Annotated in this window: 16 protein-coding genes and 1 pseudogene; 7 read left to right on the forward strand and 10 right to left on the reverse strand. The window is 46.6% G+C overall.

The window, feature by feature from the left end; all coding sequences use genetic code 11:
* Positions 1-52 precede the first annotated feature (52 nt).
* On the reverse strand, positions 53-964 hold the full coding sequence (locus ROR01S_RS22495; protein ID WP_015584488.1) for a LysR family transcriptional regulator: 912 nt from the start codon (positions 962-964) through the stop codon (positions 53-55).
* Between the two features lie 99 nt (positions 965-1,063).
* On the opposite strand from ROR01S_RS22495, the gene ROR01S_RS22500 reads away from it, so the two are divergent.
* The 3 genes from ROR01S_RS22500 (at position 1,064) to ROR01S_RS22510 (ending at position 3,513) form a co-directional block, all read left to right on the forward strand.
* The gene (locus tag ROR01S_RS22500; RefSeq protein WP_064359893.1) at positions 1,064-2,173 is read left to right on the forward strand and encodes an alkene reductase; all 1,110 of its coding nucleotides are present in this window, start codon (positions 1,064-1,066) and stop codon (positions 2,171-2,173) included.
* A gap of 4 nt (positions 2,174-2,177) precedes the next feature.
* The gene (locus ROR01S_RS22505) at positions 2,178-2,897 is read left to right on the forward strand and encodes an SDR family oxidoreductase (protein ID WP_048757098.1); all 720 of its coding nucleotides are present in this window, start codon (positions 2,178-2,180) and stop codon (positions 2,895-2,897) included.
* A 76-nt stretch (positions 2,898-2,973) separates the two neighbouring features.
* Positions 2,974-3,513, forward strand: coding sequence for an ester cyclase (locus ROR01S_RS22510; RefSeq protein WP_015584485.1), 540 nt, complete (start codon positions 2,974-2,976; stop codon positions 3,511-3,513).
* Between the two features lie 356 nt (positions 3,514-3,869).
* On the opposite strand, the pseudogene ROR01S_RS27715 reads toward ROR01S_RS22510, so the two are convergent.
* Positions 3,870-3,962 (reverse strand): annotated as a pseudogene (locus ROR01S_RS27715) (hypothetical protein); the annotation flags it as partial.
* A 501-nt stretch (positions 3,963-4,463) separates the two neighbouring features.
* Here ROR01S_RS27715 and ROR01S_RS22515 point away from each other — a divergent pair.
* Positions 4,464-4,688, forward strand: coding sequence for a hypothetical protein (locus ROR01S_RS22515; RefSeq protein WP_064359894.1), 225 nt, complete (start codon positions 4,464-4,466; stop codon positions 4,686-4,688).
* Position 4,689: 1 nt separating this feature from the next.
* Positions 4,690-9,801: a hypothetical protein gene (locus ROR01S_RS22520; RefSeq protein WP_064359895.1), complete on the forward strand. Its 5,112-nt coding sequence runs from the start codon at positions 4,690-4,692 to the stop codon at positions 9,799-9,801.
* Between the two features lie 588 nt (positions 9,802-10,389).
* Here ROR01S_RS22520 and ROR01S_RS26575 read toward each other — a convergent pair.
* From ROR01S_RS26575 to ROR01S_RS22530, 3 genes are all read right to left on the reverse strand, one after another.
* Positions 10,390-10,590 (reverse strand): dihydrofolate reductase family protein, encoded by a 201-nt coding sequence (locus ROR01S_RS26575; protein ID WP_227540851.1) that lies wholly within the window; start codon positions 10,588-10,590, stop codon positions 10,390-10,392.
* A gap of 164 nt (positions 10,591-10,754) precedes the next feature.
* A complete protein-coding gene (locus tag ROR01S_RS22525) occupies positions 10,755-11,390 on the reverse strand; it encodes a DUF421 domain-containing protein (RefSeq protein WP_015584483.1) in 636 nt (211 codons plus the stop codon).
* Between the two features lie 9 nt (positions 11,391-11,399).
* Entirely contained in the window at positions 11,400-11,846 is a 447-nt protein-coding gene (locus ROR01S_RS22530; protein WP_015584482.1) for a DUF3290 domain-containing protein, read from the reverse strand.
* A gap of 477 nt (positions 11,847-12,323) precedes the next feature.
* Here ROR01S_RS22530 and ROR01S_RS22535 point away from each other — a divergent pair, with 477 nt between their 5' ends.
* Positions 12,324-12,701: a RidA family protein gene (locus tag ROR01S_RS22535; RefSeq protein WP_048756131.1), complete on the forward strand. Its 378-nt coding sequence runs from the start codon at positions 12,324-12,326 to the stop codon at positions 12,699-12,701.
* Between the two features lie 6 nt (positions 12,702-12,707).
* On the opposite strand, the gene ROR01S_RS22540 is transcribed toward ROR01S_RS22535, so the two are convergent.
* Positions 12,708-13,628, reverse strand: coding sequence for an AraC family transcriptional regulator (locus ROR01S_RS22540; RefSeq protein ID WP_064359896.1), 921 nt, complete (start codon positions 13,626-13,628; stop codon positions 12,708-12,710).
* A gap of 106 nt (positions 13,629-13,734) precedes the next feature.
* Between ROR01S_RS22540 and ROR01S_RS22545 the strand changes: the two genes are divergently transcribed.
* Positions 13,735-14,580, forward strand: a complete 846-nt coding sequence (locus ROR01S_RS22545) for an oxidoreductase (protein WP_054828862.1) — start codon at positions 13,735-13,737, stop codon at positions 14,578-14,580.
* 369 nt (positions 14,581-14,949) lie between these two features.
* On the opposite strand, the gene ROR01S_RS22550 is transcribed toward ROR01S_RS22545, so the two are convergent.
* The 4 genes from ROR01S_RS22550 to ROR01S_RS22565 form a co-directional block, all read right to left on the reverse strand.
* Positions 14,950-15,696, reverse strand: a complete 747-nt coding sequence (locus ROR01S_RS22550; RefSeq protein WP_004861200.1) for an SDR family NAD(P)-dependent oxidoreductase — start codon at positions 15,694-15,696, stop codon at positions 14,950-14,952.
* A gap of 70 nt (positions 15,697-15,766) precedes the next feature.
* Positions 15,767-16,456 carry a helix-turn-helix transcriptional regulator gene (locus tag ROR01S_RS22555; protein WP_064359897.1) on the reverse strand — a complete coding sequence of 230 codons (690 nt, stop codon included), beginning with the start codon at positions 16,454-16,456 and terminating at the stop codon, positions 15,767-15,769.
* A 406-nt stretch (positions 16,457-16,862) separates the two neighbouring features.
* A complete protein-coding gene (locus ROR01S_RS22560; RefSeq protein WP_064359898.1) occupies positions 16,863-17,945 on the reverse strand; it encodes an oxidoreductase in 1,083 nt (360 codons plus the stop codon).
* Positions 17,946-17,958: 13 nt separating this feature from the next.
* Complete coding sequence (locus ROR01S_RS22565; protein ID WP_004861208.1) at positions 17,959-18,705, reverse strand: DeoR/GlpR family DNA-binding transcription regulator; 747 nt, start codon at positions 18,703-18,705, stop codon at positions 17,959-17,961.
* Positions 18,706-19,285 lie beyond the last annotated feature (580 nt).

Consider the following 19,285-nt stretch of genomic DNA (forward strand, 5'->3'; position numbering starts at 1 on the left):
GAGCCAGGTCACGTAACGGTGAGTGAAAAAACGGGGAACAGGTCATCGATTTCTATTCATTTTCCAGCCAGTCAATGAAGAACCGGGTGAAAGCGGTAACCGGTAGCGGCTGCAGCCGTCGCTGCGGATAGACAAATTGCAGCCCGACATTTTTTTTATCAAAGCGGCTAAACCCAATAAAACTTTCAGCAAACAGCAGTTGTAGCCTGCCTTGTTCCACATCTCGCTTGACATCCCACCATGATTTGCTGGCGATACCCGCATCAGCCAGCACCCACTGGCGGAGTAGCGCGCCATCGTCGCATACCATGGCTGGGGTAAAGCGTAATGTGCTCTGTTGACCGTCGTGCTCAAAACGCCATTCGTTCATGACCATTCCGCGCAGCTCCAGCGCCAGGCATCGGTGGTGGTGTAAATCCTCAATGGCGCCCGGAGTGCCTGCCGCCCGAAGATAGTTAGCCGAGGCGACCAGAACCCGATGATTCGGGCGGATATTTCTGACGACCAGGCTGCTGTCTGGCAGGTTTCCGAAACGAATGCTCATGTCCAGACGATTGGCGACCAGATCTTTGACACTTTCGCCCAGGTATACCGAGGTTTTCACTGCCGGATGCAGCCGGGAAAAATCGAGCAGCGCCGGGCTGAGATACTGTCGGCCAAAATCGGAGGGGGCCGAAATACGGATATTACCGCTGAGCACCCCTTCTTTTTGCGTAAGTAGCGACTCAGCATGGTTCATTTCATCCAGTACGCGCAGCGCAGCGTGGTAGAACTCCTCACCGGCACGCGTCATGGTAATGGCGCGAGTGGAGCGGTGGAACAGACGGGTCTGATAACGCTCTTCAATCGCCTTCAGCCTGGCGGTCATGGTGGCCGGCGAGAGTCCCATATGGCGACCGGCGGCTGAAAGCCCGCCGGCCTCCACCACGGCAACCAGCAGTGCCATATCTTCAAGCTTTCCCATTATTCAGTAATCCTGAAAAGACAATCATATTTTAATGCCATTATCAAAATATCGCTCACCCCGTAAAGTATTTTCAACAATTCATTACGGGGACAGAAAATGGAAAATCGTACGCTTTTTGATAGCTACTACCTGAAGGCGCTCAGCCTGAAAAACCGGATTGTGATGGCGCCAATGACCCGGGCACGGGCGTTACAGCCGGGAAACGTGCCCTCAGCACTTATGGCGGCGTACTACCAGCAGCGCGCCAGCGCGGGGTTGATCATTACAGAAGCCACGCAGATTTCACCTCAGGGGCAGGGATACTCCTGGACACCAGGTCTGCACTCCGCAGAACAGGTTGAAGGATGGCGGCTGAGCACAGAAGCCGTTCACCGTGCGGGGGGAATTATCTTTTCCCAGCTCTGGCATGTGGGGCGCATGTCATATGCGGGTTTCCAGGAAGATGGCAAACCTGTCGCGCCGTCTGCGCTCGCGCCCGATGCCCAGGTCTGGGTTGTTGATGAGCAGGGGGAAGGGCATATGGTCGATTGTCCGGAGCCGCGGGCACTTGAGCCTGCCGATATTCAGCAGATTATTGCTGATTACCGGCAGGCCGCACTAAATGCGATTAACGCCGGTTTTGATGGTATTGAGGTGCACGGTGGTAATGGTTATCTGATCGATCAGTTTCTTCGCCGGACATCGAACAAACGTACCGATGAGTATGGCGGTAGCCTGGCTAACCGGATCCGTTTTGCGCAGGAGGTGCTGGAGGCTATCAGCGACGCCATCGGCACTACGCGCACGGGCATACGCCTTTCCCCATTCATCACCCAGCGCGGAATGAACGACCCGCAGGTGATTGAAGCGATCCTCGCGCTGGCTGCATGGTGTGAAAAGAAAGGTATCGCTTATATCCATCTGGCAGAGGCTGACTGGGACGATGCCCCGCAGGTACCTGCTGAATTTCGTCAACGATTACGCGCCACCTTCAGCGGCACGCTTATTGTCGCCGGCAATTATACCCAGGACAAAGTGGACAAGCTCCTTAAGGCGGGGCTGGCCGACCTGTTTGCCTTTGGCCGCCCGTTCATTGCCAACCCTGACCTGCCGTACCGGCTCAGGAATAGCCTTCCATTAGCGACGGTAAGCAATCCCGCCACGCTTTTTGGCGGCAGCAGCGCAGGCTATACCGATTATCCGTTCTACACAATCGACGAGGCGTAAAGTGATGGCGAAAAAAACATTAATCATCGGCGGGAGTTCCGGCATTGGCTTTGCTGTGGCTGGCGCTCTGGCTGAACAGGGAGAAAGCCTGATCCTTGCCGGACGGGACGGAGAAAAGCTGGCGCGGGCCAGACAGTTACTGAGTCAGGAAAGTGCATCTGTGGATACTGTCGTCCTTGATATCAGCAAAGAGGCGGAGGTGATCCAGCTTAGCCAGACGCTCGGAGAGGTCGATAACATTATTGTGACGGCGGGATCGCATGCGCCCGGCGGGGCGCTCACTTCACTGGATCTGAACGAGGCCCGGCTGGCTTTCGACAGCAAATTCTGGGGCAGTATCCATGTCGCCAGGCATCTGAGTAAAAATATTAGTGCCCGCGGCACTCTGACGCTGACCAGCGGCTTTGTTTCCCGCCGCACTGTCGCGGGCGCTATCGTCAAAACCACCATGAACGCGGCCCTGGAGTCCGCCGTTAAGGTTCTGGCGAAGGAGCTTTCTCCGCTGCGGGTAAACGCGGTGAGCCCGGGGCTGACAGATACCGAGGCTTACGCCGGTATGGATCCTGCTGCCCGCGAAAAATGGCTTGCGTCTGCCGCTGAAACTCTACCGGCAAAAGCTTTCGGGCGGGCAGAGGATATCGCAAAAGGCTATCTGTTCGTGATGGACAATCCCTTTGTCACCGGATCCCTGCTGGATATCGAAGGCGGCGCGCTGATTAACTAATCCTCACATTTTACCCGCAAGCGGCTGAAATACGCCCGGGTTACCTGTTTCTTTGAGGCAACACAAAGGACCTTTTATGCAAAAGTTGACGATTTATCCTACCCGGCTGGCGGCGCTTATGCTGCTACCCGTGGCCAGCGCTGCCTTTTCTGCACCGCCTGCGCTGGTGAAACCCCATCAATTGATTGCGGAAAATAGCCGGTTATCCGCCCGCGAGGCCGCGCTTGAAACCGTCGCGAGACGTTACGCAACATTCTGGAATACAGGTGATGAAGCCCTGGCCCGTGAGGCGCTGGCCGATAATTTTGTCGATAAGACGCCGCCTGAGGGCCGCAAACAGGGACCGGAAGGCGCACTTCTGGCCTCCCGTGCCTTCCGTACCGCCGTCCCGGATCTGAGTTGCGAGATTGAGCAGATGATCGTTGCAGGCGATCGAGTCGTATCGCACCTTCATTTCCGCGGACATTTCACCGGAACCTTCGGCAAACTGAAAGGTAAGGGCCAGCAGGTTGATTTTATCGCGACGGATATCTATCAGGTCAGGAATAATAAAATCATCGCGAACTGGCATCTTGAAGATAACCTGACCCTGATGAAACAACTGGGTGGGTCATAAAATGACGGCTTAGGGAAGAGGGCGTATTGCCAGGCAGTATGCCGAGAGACGGGCATCAACATCAGCATTTATCCTCAAGCCTGTCTGGAGCGGCAGGCGAAAACGAAAAGGTGTGAGGTCGCGCGTAATCTACGAAGAGAAATGCCTCCGGGATTAGAGACAATCCGCGTTCAGCGCTCTTTCTTGTCCGCCTTTGGCATCTCTGTCCGCTGGTACCGCAGCGGGTGGCTATTTAATCAGGAGGGGGGTAACCACACGCTGGTTTTTTAAAAGGGTCTCAGCAGGCACGACTCGTTGCGCCATTTATGCAGAAAGAACGCGATTTCGTCAATTTGACGCCCGCTGCTATTGGCTTCTCAGGCTATCTCTTTTTGTGCATGTTCACTGGTTTCGTCGTGACTGACTAAGCGGGCAATCAGCAACCGGGAGTAGGCTGGCAGAAGTTCACGTTCTGCTTCCTCACTTAAACATCAGTCCAGGCAACAGGCCCAGATAATCTATCGAGTCTCGACTCTCCTCTGGTAAATAGCGTTCATGCCGCAGAGACGAATGATTCCTGAATAATGTGATTGCCCTGCTTCCGATGTCTTAGGTCACGAAGGTATAAGTTAGCCTCGTTCCTCGCTCACAGTGGACCTTCCGCTCAGTCAGTTCGTCCGCTTCGTGCCAGGAGCGGACCTTTTTAGACCGTCATTCAATCTTTCAGAGAGCTCAATTCTTCAGAGAGCCATTGTCTTAGAATGCTTATTTTAAATATCAGAACGGTAGACTAAATCGTATCCTCGCTAAGCCTTAAGTTTGTACTGTGGAAACGGAACAACAAACCTTCCTGCAGCCACATCATCCGCAATCCGAGATCAAAAGCGCTTATGACAACGCCAAACGAGCACTGTCGGGCGGATTGGTGAAAACCAAAGAGCAGATAAACAAAGAGGCCTGAAGAGCTTCAGGTGGAGGTAGATCGCCTCAAGGCCGAGCTAGAGGCCTACAAGCGAAAGGAAGAACAATGGCTACGCCGCTGGCAGCAAATCGCCTTTCATGTGCGGCTGAAAGGCATACAGATGGCTAGTGTGGATAAAACCTCTACAGAAAGGGCTGATCTGCCCTATAATACTGAAACCGCGCAGATACTCCCATCGTTTGATAAAGAAATTCCACCTTCAGGGAGATTATAAAATGAGTTTAGAAATAAAAAAACAAAGTAACCCGTTTTCTACTGGTGGTGGAGGAGTTAATTTCGAAACAAGAGTTCAAGCAGCTTTCGCACTATCCTTATTGACTAAATCCTGTGTTCCTTGTTTGAGTAACTATATGAGGGCTAAAGAGTTAAAGTTTCAGAACAAATATGATGGTGTAAACACTGATGATTTTGTATTGACTGCCACAGATAACTCAAATAATGAAAGTAAGATCTATGCTCAGATTAAGCATGAAATAACTATTAGCGGCTCATCAAACTCAGTATTTGCAGAAGTTATAAATAGTGCTTGGGCGGATTTTAAAAGTGTGGGCTTTAAGTCAGAAAGAGATTCTATCGCGTTAATAACAGGTAATTTAGCCAAAACTGACATAAATAATACTTTGCCGTTACTTGAATGGGCTAAGTTTTCATCGAATTCAAAGGATTTTATAAAGAAATCACAAACCCAAGGATTTACAAGTGAAGCAAAGCTCGAAAAGTTAGAAGTATTTAGAGATCAACTTACTTATGCGAATAATGGGGTAGCTATCTCAGAAGAAGAATTGTGGTCTTTCTTGAAATCGTTTCAGATATTACCTTTTGACTTAGATGCAGAACATTCCATCGTAGCAAACTTACTTTGTTCATTGATTCAGTGTTACTCAGACATATTACCTTCTCTAGTCTTAGCTAGACTTGTTTCCTGCGTTCAAAGTTTCAACCAGAATGCGGGGGTTTTAACTCAAGATAATATACCAGAAGACGTTAAAGGATTATTTAATAAATCAAGCTGCTTACATTTTGAGAATGACTTGATAAAGCTTTATGAGCGCAGCCAGCATATTTTTGAAGGTATTTCTACAAATATAAACGGACTCCATGTTGATAGATCAGAACAACTGGTAGCACTATCTAGTTGCTATAGAGATAGTGAGTTTTTATTTGTTACCGGTGCAAGAGGGGCTGGAAAGTCGGGCGTTGTTAAAGATTTTATCACAACAAAAAATATAGATGTTCCAGTCTTCTACTTAAGAGCTGAAGATTTAGATAAAAGTCACTTAAATGAAGTTTTCACTTCCATGGGAATTACATCTTCTTTGGGAGAAATTGAAAGTCATTTCTCATTGCTTCACGAAAAAGTACTCGTAATAGAGTCCCTAGAAAAAGTTTTAGAACTAAATTATCCAAATACTTTTGTTGAGTTATTGCAATACATTAGAAAACAGTCTGGTTGGACTATCATTGCAACTGGCCGGGACTATGCTTATCAACAACTGTCATTTAATTTCCTACAGCCTTGCTCTATAAATTTTAGCAGCGTGAATATTGAAGGGCTTGAAGATAATCAAGTCGAGCAAGTTTGCGAGCATATTCCAGAGCTAAAATCTTTAGTATCTAATAACTCATTAGCAGAACTACTAAGAATACCGTTTTTTATTGAGATTGCTGTAAGAGCAATAAAAAATGGGGCTCAATTTGGGGTTGGAGATACTGAAGAAGACTTTAGGGATATAGTGTGGCGGACTGTTGTTGCAAAAGAAGCTGATAGAAAGTCAGGGATGCCAGATAGAAGAAGAGAAACCTTTATTAAAATAGCAATAGAGAGAGCTAAAAAGATGCTTTTTGGTGTCAGAGCAAGCAGTTTTGACCCGGAAGTAATCGCAAAGTTGGAAGAAGACCATTTGATCTACAGAGATCAAAAATCATCTTGTGTAAGTCCTATGCATGATGTTTTAGAAGATTGGGCTTTAGAGGAGTTCATCGATAGAGAGCATTTTGATAATTCTCATAATGTTGCAAGCTTTTTGTTAAATATAGGAAATGAACCTGCGATAAGTAGGGCATTCAGGTTATGGCTATATAGGAAGCTAAAATTTGATGATACAACTAATGAATTCGTAGAAGGTTTATTATCTTCTGATGAGATAGATAGTTATTGGAAGGACGAGGCAATTTCTGCAATCATGCAGCATGACTCCCCTGGAATATTTCTTAATTCACTTAAGCACCAGCTTCTTAAAGATGATTGTGCTCTTTTGACACGGTTTTGTTTTATTCTCAGAATAACGTGTCAAAGACCAATATCTTTATACAACGGACTACTGATAAAAGATAAAAAATCGGGATTGCTAAAATCCCTTTTCCTAAAGCCATATGGAGAAGGTTGGGAAGCACTATTCAATTTTATTTATGAGGAAAAAGATAATTTGAGTAGCCCTGTGCGTACTCAAATTATTGAATTGATAGATGAATGGTCTGGTCTCATTAATATACATGATGAGTTGCCAAGAGCGTCTGAAAAGGTTGGTTTTTTAAGTTTATGGCTCCTTGAAAAGGTTAAAGACTCATATCGTGGTGAGGGGCAAAGAAAAAAAATATTAAATGTTTTATTAAAAGTTTCAACAGCCATTAAAGATGATTTTGATGAATTGATGAAACAGGACGTTTTCATCTCAAAGATAAAACCTAGACGATTAAGTTATGTTGATGAACTGAGTAGTTTGGCACTTATAGGCTTTAATGTTCCTATGTTGTGTAAGTTTTATCCTGACTTCGTAGTTAAACTTTCAATGCATGAGTGGCTGCTGGAAAAAGCCGAAGAGAATGATTATGGCTACGTGTCATATCGAATAGACGTAGAGGAATCATTTGGGCTAGATACAGAACGAGGTTTTTTCCCTGCGAGCGGTGCCAAAGGCCCTTTCAAATATCTTCTTCAATTCAAGCCAAGGCTAGGCTTAGATTTTATTATTAGATTGTGCAATTTGACAGCACAAAAATATTCAGAATCGGAATTTTCTAAACCTCAAGACAATGAAGAAGACACTATTTACGCCTTCGAAACAGTAGCTAAACAAGTCGATATAACTCTAAATGATGGCACAGTAGTTAAACAGTATTCATCTCCTCACCTCTGGAAGGGATATAGAGGACAGTCTACGTTGCCCTACTTATTACAGAGTGCTCTTATGGCGTTGGAGAACTGGTTAGTTGAGTACGTTGAAAATTGTGGTGAGAATAATGAAATAGATTGGGTTTTTGATTATGTTCTTCGCTCTAGTAATTCAGTAATGCCTACATCTGTTTTATCTTCTGTGGCCACAGGTTTCCCTAATAAAGTAGGTAAAGCCGCCTTTCCTTTACTTAAAAAAGCTGATTTATACCATTTAGACTTGATTCGAATGACTCAAGAAATGGGTGAAAATGAGATGCATTTCTTTGGTCTTAATAGGGATGCATTGTCGAAAATATACATGGAAGAGAGAAGAGAAGCAGCACTTAGACCATGGAGAAAAGAGTCATTAGAAACCTTATTAACAAGGCTTCAGTTCGTAAATGACCTAAGGGATGATGTTTTAAAAATTGTTGATGAACTGAAAAATGAAGCTATTGCAAGTAATGAAAAAAGCCTTCGGTATATGGTGCATAGAGTCGATACAAGGACTTGGGAAGTAATTGAAGACAAAAAAAATGACAGAGTATTGTTTCAAAGCTCATCAGAGCTTCCGGAAGATTTAAAGCTGGATCAACAAGAGTTTAATGAAAAGCATGCAATGGATAACACCGTAACTAGTTTAAACTTATGGGGTAGAAAACTATTCGATGAGCAATTACTAGAAGAAAAATACTTCTCTTCATATCAGGATGCGTTAATAGCTACTAAGGGGTTGCTCAGCGCCCTCCAAAAAGGTGAAGTTCACAACTTTGCCGATATGGCGGTTGGTACAATCACAACTGTTGCAGCGGTTTGTGTCCGTGATATCCTTTTAGAATTGAGCTATGAAGATAAAAAGTGGTGCTTAGGAATTATCCTGGAATCAATATTCATGCACGCAGACAATATGAATGGGACAGCTGCACATGATAAGACTGATTATTATGGCTCTGGAGCATGTGCATTTGTCTTACCTAAGTTATTTGATTTAGATCTAGATTCAGAACAAATAGAACAGTTGAAGTTTGCTTTAGCTACAGCATTAACGCATGAGAACCTGAACGTTAGTGCTTGTGCTGCAAAGGGAGTAAGAGAGTTTCTTTGGTCTAGAGACGCTGAATTAGCATCCCGTTGTATAGGTGGAATGGTTGAGTATGCCAGATTACGAAGGAAAGATAGTGATGTGCGTAGGTTTTATTATTTACAAGGTGCTGAATTGCAAGCCGCACTCGAAAAATGGAATGATCTTTTAACAACTTTTCGTAACGACTTGGTTGAGGGAAAGTTTAAGCTTTCAGTTAACGATATATCTTTGGAAAGCCACTGTTCGTGGTTTATTCATTTACCAATGCTAATGGTTCCTTACTGTACTAAGGATGAGATACAAATTCAGTTGGTCAATAGGTTAATGAGTTTTGTATTTGATACGGAGTATCAAAACCATCGTTCGAGTGGTGATGAAAAAATAAATCATGAAATTAAAAAGCAGATTCAAGACTGTCTCTCTGAACATGTTGTTTCCTCAAGAAACAATAACTTCATGCCCTTTAAAGATCTATTGGTATTAGGGTGTTCAAAAGCTCCCGGCTTCATTTATTCGTTAACACTCTCCTATCATGTCTCTGTAGAAAAAGAAGGTGATTATGATGCTATATGGGCACTTTGGTGCCTGTTAGCACCAGAAGCACACAAGATAGCTTTGAATGATGTTAATGACCATTATATCGGTTTACAGAATGACCTAAATCAGCTACTGCGTGGAATGATGTATGCGGATTGCCCATGGCAAGGACATGAGAATGAAGAGAAAGATATGAAGCAAGGTGCTAAATATTTGCTCGGTTTTGCAAAGCAATCTGCACATAATAGCCATGTATTTGAAGCCTTGTCTTCATTGATTTATAACTTCTACAACGTATTCTTCGAAGAAGGTATTCTTATTTTAGCTGAGCATTACAGTGCCAATCGATATATTATCGGGAAGCAAGTGAATACAGCATTCTATATAGAAATGGTGGTTGGAAGATTTTTGCAGATAGAAAATCGAGGAACTCTTAGTAGAAGAATGTACGATATATGTCTGCTTCTCTTAACAGGAATAGTAGAAACTAGCTCTGCTAGAGCTTATTATTTACGTGAAGAATTGATTCGTTCTCGAAAGATTTCAGCCTAGAGGGTAATAGTGACAACTTTTTGTACAATGGTGATGGCTCATCTGATTATAAAGAGGCGATTCCTCGATCTTTTATTAGTCTATGACTAGACCAAAAGTTCAGTATGCTCAGACTGATAACTTAATTGAGTTTTGATGGATTTGCACTGGAAAAGAGGCTAGTTCATCACATCAATGCCCAATGGTATCTCAATAACCACCAAACTGTGTCGAGATTAAGGTGATGAGCGAAATTCTGACCTTCGGTATGATGGTTGGCTAACCGGTCAAGTGGGGAATCCTTCAGAGCGCTGGTCTTCCTGGAAACAACGCCAGCTTAACTTTCACATGTGAAATTTAGCGAGTCACGGCTTAAAACCGTGATTTGGACCATCCGGCAGCTTGACAGCGAGCTTCCGCACCTCGCTCAAAGCAGACCTTCCGCTCAGTCAGTTCGTCCGCTTCATGCCAGGAGCGGATGTTGCGGCCCCTTAGGTGCTATTGTCAATCAGGGTAGACACATACCGCAAAACATCGATTGGCGACACTTTCGCAGAAATGCAGCCGCCCGGAGTTTTATTCCTGTTGCTGAACTATCGGAACCTGGCATTATTGATTTCGTTTCACCTCGTATTGCAGACACACTACGCCCGACGACAAAACGTTACTCTTCACCAGCATGAGTGAGGTTCTGTCTTTTATATTTTGGAACAAGGGAATGCCTTGCCCCAGCAGAATCGGATTGACGAATAGCCAATACTCATCAATAAGGTTTTCCGCCATTAGCGAGTGAGTGCGTGATCTGGGCATTGAAGTAGATGATGCGTTAGAGATCTCTGAGCCGATTGAAGACTAAGGTTGTCAGAGCTGCAACAGCAGCCCTGTGCCAGGATCGAACGTTGATTTCAGTGTTCTCAGACAGAGGCACACCTAAAATGGCTGCCTCTTGATAAATGGGCATTAATTTTTGGATGTTATTTTTCATATCCGTATAAATTAATCCTACCCGATAAGTACTCACCTAAATATACTTCACTAATTTTATTAAAGCCTTTCTTCGTAACTTCATGTTCTAACCATTCATTGTCTTTATTAAGGATTTCTAGCAGATCATGGTTGGCTAAACCGTCCACTATAATAGGGTAGCGTATATTTTCATCGCCACTTTGTATGATGGTTAATTGCCCATTTTGTTCGAGAACTACGCGTTTTAGTTGTTCTATTTCATAAATGCCATTTGCTCTTAATTTGAACATTAAATCATTTGCAGAAACACCATTCCGTAAACACTCCTTGACATTAATGCTGCCATTGTGTACTAAAGTAATAGGTTTTCCATCAATAATTCTTTTAACTAACCGATTGTTTTCTTTAAAAAACTTAAGAGAAAAGACCAAAAAAGTCCATATGATTAGGACCAGGACAAACTGGAGTACTGTTATAGATTCGTTGTAAATTACGCCTCCTATAATCCCCCCCAGCACATAGTTTTGAACCTGGTCCATTGCGGATGAGGGGGCCAGATTCCCTTTTCCCATAAGATTTATTTGAACAATTAAACACAGTATCCCCAGCCCCAACTTTATAATGATAGGTAAATAAATTATCATTTCTACACCTCAGTTTTTTATGATTTCTATTTCTGGGTTTACTAACGAAACCTCTACTAAATTGTATGTTTTTTGATCCGGACTTAAGTTGACGCGATAAAAAAGATCGTTAACTTTAACGATAATGCCATCAGAGAGTTGTACTGAACTGGAAAATATAGCATTCACATCCACATCTTTTTTTTGTGATAAGGACCTGACAAAATTAACCATTTGTGATGATTGGGAATGTATATTTTTACTATCAGTATAATCAGCATATTGCACACCGGAAATGAAGAGCAAAAATAAGAAGGCTATGATTGTTAAGTCACGATATTTAGTTTGCAAACGATGGCGCATGTACAGACTAAAAACAACGATCAGGATAAATAAAGTACTAAATATAACGATGTATTTTAAATAATCATTGATGCTAGACTGTGTTTGTAGATAATCTATGCTATAAAATCTCATATATGTATAATCCCTAACCCCTCAAGACCCCATTTTTATTATAGTAACACATAGCCATTATCCGTTCTGGTGTTACTTAACAGCTAATAATTATCAGTTATCAGCTGAGATTTGTCATTATCCTTTTAGTCAACTGCAGTGATCTGCTTACGATGACCCAAGGCACCTCGATGTAAGTAAACATTCAGAACTTCTGTTTTTCGCTCACAGCGGCCACTGACCGTTGGCGAAGAGTGCTTTGCACCACAAGAGGATATCTCGGACATTACGACACGTTAGGTTAGATATCTAAAAGTGCATGGTTCGCCTGGGTGGGATACTTACAATGAGGCTAAGTGAGGTTGAATTTTTCAAGACTAACTGAATGGCCAAAACTGAGCAAACGGAGTAAGCAGTGTTCGCTATGCTGATGAATATTGAGCCGTAACAAGACAATGATAAGATTGATTTCTGTCTGGTCCCATTAAGGAACCCATTATGAACAGGCTGATTCGCAAAAATTATCCTGAGTTAGGTGAGGTAAAGGCCCCCTACGTTCACTCCGTGAGACATGGCGATACGCTCTATATCTCGGGGCTTACCGCATTTGGCACACCCGCACAACAATCAGGCATCGTTGAACAGGCTGAGGAGATATTCAGTCAGATTTGTAAAATCGTCACCGCAGAGGGTGCTGATTTCTCGTCCCTCATTAAAGTCACTATTTTCATTACCTCTTTTGACGAGATCAACGCGCTGCGCGAGGTACTCTACCGCTATTACGGCGATCACTTGCCTGCCAGTTCGCTGGTGGAAGTCAGCCGTCTCTTTGCACCCGATCTCAAGATTGAAATTGAAACGCTATTTGCCCTCTGATTAAGCTTAATGCGATGAAATAAATACCGAGGCTTGCTGGGGTGGCGGAACGGCGAAATTACGCTGCATACGTTTTATCTCCTCCGCCGGTGGCAGGCCAAACAGGCGTTTGAACTCGCGATTAAACTGCGACGGGCTTTCATAGCCTACGGCGTAACTCGCGGCGCTGGCGGTGATCTGCTGGCGCACCATCAGCATGCGCGCCTGGTGCAGGCGGACCGATTTCACATACTGCATCGGCGGCATCCGGGTTATCGCTTTGAAATGGCTATGAAACGTCGGCACACTCATTCCTGCTTCCAGCGCCAGCTGCGTCAGCGTGAACGGCTCAGCGTAGAGAGCATGGATGCGCTGTAGCACTTTACCGATTTTGCCGAATTGCCCTTGCAAGGCCAGCGCGGCGCGCATTGCGTTGCCTTGCTCGCCTGTCAGAACACGGAAATAGAGCTCACGCACCCGCGCAGGGCCAAGGATCGCCGCCTCAAGCGGATTGTTCAGAACTTCTAGCAAACGCAGCACCGCTGTTTTTACCGCGTCATCCATCGGACTCGACATCATGCTTTGCGGCACGGCGGGGGGATGCGGGGCACCATGCTGTTCAATCTGTAACATCAGTTCAGCGGCAAGCTGAAAATTCAGATGCATATAAATCGCCAGCAACGGATGTTCTGCCGAGGCGTCGGTTTCCATCACAAACGGCACTGGCACCGAAACCGCCAGGTAGTGCTGCTCATCATATAAATAGGTCTGCTGGCCGAAATAGCCGCATTTGCTGCCCTGGCAGACAATCACGATCCCCGGATCGTACAGCACAGGTGTTCTGGCAAGCGGCCGGTCGGCACGCAAGATTCGCACATCAGGCAGCGCGGTCAGGTTGTACCCCTCCTGCGCGGCCAGTGTTTTCATCATGCTAATCATCCCGGACATCACGGCACCTCATAAAATCAGGCAATAAAAAGAGAAGATTCGGCCTAAAAATAGGACAGTACAGAGAATACCATGCAACCTTCACTGTTCATGGGAGTTCTTTTTTATGACATCGGTAAAAACGATTTTAATCACTGGCGTCAGCAGCGGCTTTGGTCGTGCGCTGGCGCAGGAAGCACTCACCGCAGGTCATCGGGTTATCGGGACCGTGCGTAATCACCACGCAAAGCAGGCTTTCGAGGCCCTTGATGCACAGCGGGCTTTCGGCCGCTTGCTGGATGTTACGGACGCCGGGCGTATTGCTGAGGTGGTAGCGGAGGTTGAATCGACCGTCGGTCCGGTTGATGTGCTGGTGAACAATGCCGGTTACGGCCATGAAGGCATCATGGAAGAAGCCTCGCTCGCAGAGATGCGCCACCAGTTTGAGGTGAATGTGTTTGGCGCAGTGGCAATGATGAAAGCCGTGCTAGCGGGCATGCGCCAGCGCCGTCGTGGCCATATTATTAATATCACCTCAATGGGCAGTTTTATTACTCTGCCCGGCATCAGCTATTACTGTGGCAGCAAATTTGCGCTGGAAGGCATATCAGAAACGTTAAGCAAAGAGCTTATCCCGTTCAATATACACGTGACCGCCGTGGCGCCAGGGTCGTTTCGCACCGACTGGGCCGGGCGTTCAATGGTACGCAGCGCGCGTAGCATCCCGGACTATGATGCTCTTTTCGAACCCATTCGGCAGGCGCGTATGGAAAAAAGCGGCAAGCAACCCGGCGATCCCGTGATGGCTGCCCGCGCCATACTGACAATCATTGAGAGCCAGAACCCACCCACGCATTTATTGTTGGGCAGCGATGCATTGAGTTTAGTGCGGCAAAAACTCGCTGCATTAGATAAGGAAATCGAGCAATGGGAAACACTAACACGTTCAACGGATAGCGACTTACCGGCTTAGACGGGAGTGCATTGGATAACCCATAATGGCCGCTTGCCCATACGGCCATTTTGTATCGGGCATCGTGCTGATGCCCTGCACATGAGTGATGTTGACTTTGCGGACGTGCGGTGAAGTCAACGTCTCCTCTAACTTAACGCCACCCTGGCGCCACTGGCCAGAGTGCTAAGTGCCAGGAGCGGACGTTGTTAATGGCATGATGTATGAACCCCTGGAGAGTCGAACATCTGTACTCCTGTTAATCCATACGGGAAATATTGTTATCAATAGCCCTACAGCGGAAGCGTTAACTGTATATTTGCACGCTCTCATTGAGCCTGCCACTTTGTTAAAGCAACTCTTACAGTTTAAAAGAATTTTCGCGGGATGTTACTCGGCTAAATAACCACCATCGATTGGATAAACGCCTCCGGTACAGAACGCTGATTTGTCTGAAAGCAAAAACAATATGAAGTCTGCTATTTCTTGCATTGTTGCCATCCTTTTCATAGGGTGGCTATTTGCGAAACTACGTACGATATTTTCAGGAAATTCAGTCATTCGTGGGGTTTGGACATAGCCCGGAGCGACTGCGTTGATTCGAATGTCCTGGCTTGCAAATTCTAACGCTGCGGTTTGGGTTAAACCGATTATACCGTGTTTAGCCACGGTGTAAGGTGCTAATCCAGGAATGCCAACCAGGCCATTTACTGCAGATAAATTAACGATAGAACCACCAAATTTCATCATCTCAGGTATTTCATATTTCAGACAGTAAAAAACGCCGCTCAAGGAGGTGGCAATAACCTTATCCCAGTTTTCAACCGTTTGCTCTGTTATGTTTTTACCATGTTCACCGGTTAAGCCTGCATTATTTACAGCGTAATCAAGTCTGCCGAACTGTTGGATAACCTGAGCGATCATTTTCTGTACTTGTTCCGGTTGTGAGACATCACAGCCGATCCCCAGCGCTTGTGGTCCCTGTGAAGTTAATCGTTTCGCTTTTTGTTTAGCCTGCGCTGAGGAACGGGATACAATAACGACCTTCGCGCCATATTTGTGTAATTGCTCTGCAACTGCCTCACCGATACCTGCAGTACTTCCTGTTATGACAGCAACTTTATTCTGGAAATTCATAATTCCCCCTATGAAGTAGAATGGAGTCTTTCATCGGGGTGAGTATACAAATTAGCTGTGACAGTTTTTGTCAGTACTCTTTCCCCTCGCAGATCCCTTCTTTGAATCTCCATTTTTTCAATAAAACCGTTCTGCTTTCACTATATGTAGAATCCAGTTGTACCAGCTCTTTAATTTTGTCAGTTCTAAAATGACGAAAATCATTTCTCATCTCACACCAGGCCACCAAAAGCCAGCATGACTCCATATATACCAATCCGATGGGCCATATGACTCGAGAAGAGTAAGTGTCTTTCTTGTCACAATACTTTATTTCGATTTTCTTTCGCTTTTTAATAGCATTGCGGATATCTTCAAAAAACAGTTCATTATTTTCTGAAGGACCGATCAGATAGGATTGACTTTCAATAAGATTTTTTAATTCACCAGGAATGACGGCGTGTATTTTGGCAAGGGCATTCCTTGCGGTATTCTTGAAATCATAATCCGTATTATGAGATACCCAATTTAACCCAAGCGTAATAGCATTGATTTCTTCATGAGAAAGGTTTAAGGGTGGCAAATGAAAGTCAGACTTAATGATATAACCAATTCCAGCACCGCCTTCAATGCACACGCCTTGATGTTGTAGCGTTTTTATATCTCTGTAAAGGGAGCGTACACTTACTCCTAATCTTATCGAGAGAGTGGATGCGGTGATCGGGTATCTTTGCGCCCTTAATATCTGTAGTAATTCGAGAAGCCTTTCTGTTCTGGTCATGCTGATCAATCCATCCTGATCCTGAGACGATATCTTAACGCATCTGTTGGATAAGCATCTTAGTACAAAGTAAGCGTACACGCTTAAGTTGAACTGTTCCCTTTGATTAATACAGCGCTATATTCGTCATTATTTTATTTAATAATATTAAGCGCTGCAGGCGAGGGCATAACTACCTGAAAAGGTACCGCTGGTTTCAGGGCGCGCCGTCAGCCGGAGCCAACCGATAAGAATGTAGCCGAAAACCATACCTGGCTGCGGGCGAGGATATCCGCCTGGTATCAACGTCGCTGAACGGCGGACAATCTGCGCGATCGGCTGAATGGGCTGGCACGGTGAGTACCGCGACCAGCCACGAGCGGCGGGGCATGACCTGTGGAAACCGCAGGTCATGGGAGCCCCCTGATTATTGCAATGCCGCCAGCTCATCCGCGGTCAGCGCAACGCTTTGCACCGTACCTGATTCCGCCGACTGTACCGCCGCTTCTAATACCGCCATTACCGCCAGCGCCTGCAGCGGATGGACCGGGTTCTCGATCTTTCCGGTTAACGCATCGCGCACGTTAATATAGTACTGGCGCTGGTCGCCCTGCGGAGTAGGGATCTCGCGCGACTGCGAGCTGGCATCAAACACCACGAGGCTGTCGTCGTCATGCCCCCAGCTTTCGCTGCCGGGAACCACCCCGGCCAGCAGCTGGCTTTCCTGGCAATCGGCTTTCTGTTTCACCACGCTGCCTTTATCTCCGTGGACGGTAAAGCGCGATACGCCACCGGCCACCAGCATGCTGCAGTGCAAAATCACCTTATGCTGCGCGTAGTTTAAGACCACATGCGCCCAGTCATTAATCTCCGCGCCCTGGCGCAGGGTGGCGATATTGGCCTGCACCGACTGCGGCAGGCCGAACAGCTGTAGCGCCTGATCGATCAGGTGCGGCCCCAAATCGAACCATAATCCGCTGCCGGGGACATTTTGTTCTCTCCAGCGCACGCGAACCTCCGGGCGGAAACGGTCAAAATGCGACTCAAAGTGCTTAACATTGCCGATAAGTCCTTGTTCGATAACCTGTTTAATGCCGAGGAAATCGCTGTCCCAGCGGCGGTTATGGAAGACCGAAAGCAGCAGCTGCTTCTCTTCCGCCAGCGCAATCAGCTCGCGGGCTTCCTGCATATCCAGCGTAAAGGGCTTATCCACTACCACATGTTTCCCGGCATTCAGCGCCAGTTTGGCTAACGGGGCGTGCGTGGCGTTGGGGGAGGCGATCACCACCAGGTCAATATCCGGGTGTTGAATGGCCTGTTCTGGCGAGCCGATGACGGTGACATCCGGCAGATCGCGCTTCACCTTCTCTTCATCGCCGGACGCAACGACCGCCAGCGTGAGGCCTTCCACCGACTGAATCAGCGGGGCGTGAAACGTTTTGCCGACGAACCCATAGCCGATCAGCGCAATATTAATGTTTTTACCTTCACGAGCGATGACTTTTTTCATTACCCTCTCCACGTTATTGAGCGTCAGCAATGTTGACCTGCAGCGCGCTAGTATCCCCGAGCTCTTCCCAGGGCTTGTCTAAAAATAACTGATGTATGTCTGTTAATTCGGCCACCAGATGCGGCTCGCAGTGGTTCAACTTCATATGATCGGCGACCAGCCAGTGCTCGGTGCTTGCCGCCAGCATGGCGCGTTTGATTTCAGCATCGGCCTCCTGGCTGGCGCTTAAACCGAGTTGCGCATGGATGGCGCAGGCGCCGAGGATGGCGATATCGGCACGATAGCGCGCCAGCAATGCCAGGGTGGCGCTGCCGGCAAACAGCCGCTGCTGCACATCCCATGTTCCCCCCAGCATGATCAGCTGGATATCCGGGCGGGTGCTGAAATGCGAGGCAATATCTAATGAGGTGGTGATAACCGTCATCGGGCCTTGAATCTGGGTCGCGACGGCCAGAACGGTACTGCCGGCATCTAAAAAGAGGGTCGAACCGGCGGGTATTTTGCTGGCGACCAGGCGGCCTAAACGCTGTTTAGTCTGCGGCAGCAGGGCATTTCGGCCCTGGCGATTCATTGCGGAAATGTCGAGCGCGATTGCGCCGCCGTGGTTCTTCTGCGCCAGCCCCTGCTTTTCAAGATCGGCCAGATCGCGGCGCAGGGTGTCTGCAGAAACCTGCAGCTTTTCAACCAGGTCACTGATACTGACTTGCCCGTTTTCACTAATAAGGTCGACCAGGTACTTTTGTCTGGCGGTTTTATGCATGGTGATGAAATCCTGCAAAATGCTGCAATAACTCGCATAATACAGCATTTCGCAGGAAAAGAAATCGTCCTTGCATCACCTTCTGGAGTGGAGCAGCGATGGGGTGAGGAAAGGGTGGCCGCCCGCTCTACGGAGGAGGTATCGGGCGGTATGGCGCAACGTTCTGCAGGCCCCCCAACCGCTCATCGTTACCGGTCAATATATCCGCGACGGCGCTTCATCAGGGCGTCGGGGCGGGGCGAGACTTTTTTGAGGGGCGGGTTTGCAAAACGGCAACTCCGGTCTACTCTTACTCCTGCTCATAACAATGAAGGAGATAAAAACATGTGTACCAATTTGCACGATAACGCTCGTCAGTACGCAGAAGAGAAAAAATGAACGGCTCCTGCTAGCCTGCCGTCCCGCCGGTATTCATTCTGGCGGTGGTTCATTCAGCGGGCTGGACATATTCTTATGAAACGCACTCATAACCCGCCGTCGGCGGGTTCTTTTTTTATGTTTCTCCTCGTCCGCTTTTCATCAGCGAATTCAGCACCCTGCTGACTTTACCCCTTGATTAACCGATGTGTCAGGCTAGACT

Origin of the sequence: Klebsiella ornithinolytica NBRC 105727 = ATCC 31898 (assembly GCF_001598295.1) — a bacterium.
Classification (GTDB): Bacteria; Pseudomonadota; Gammaproteobacteria; order Enterobacterales; family Enterobacteriaceae; genus Klebsiella; species Klebsiella ornithinolytica.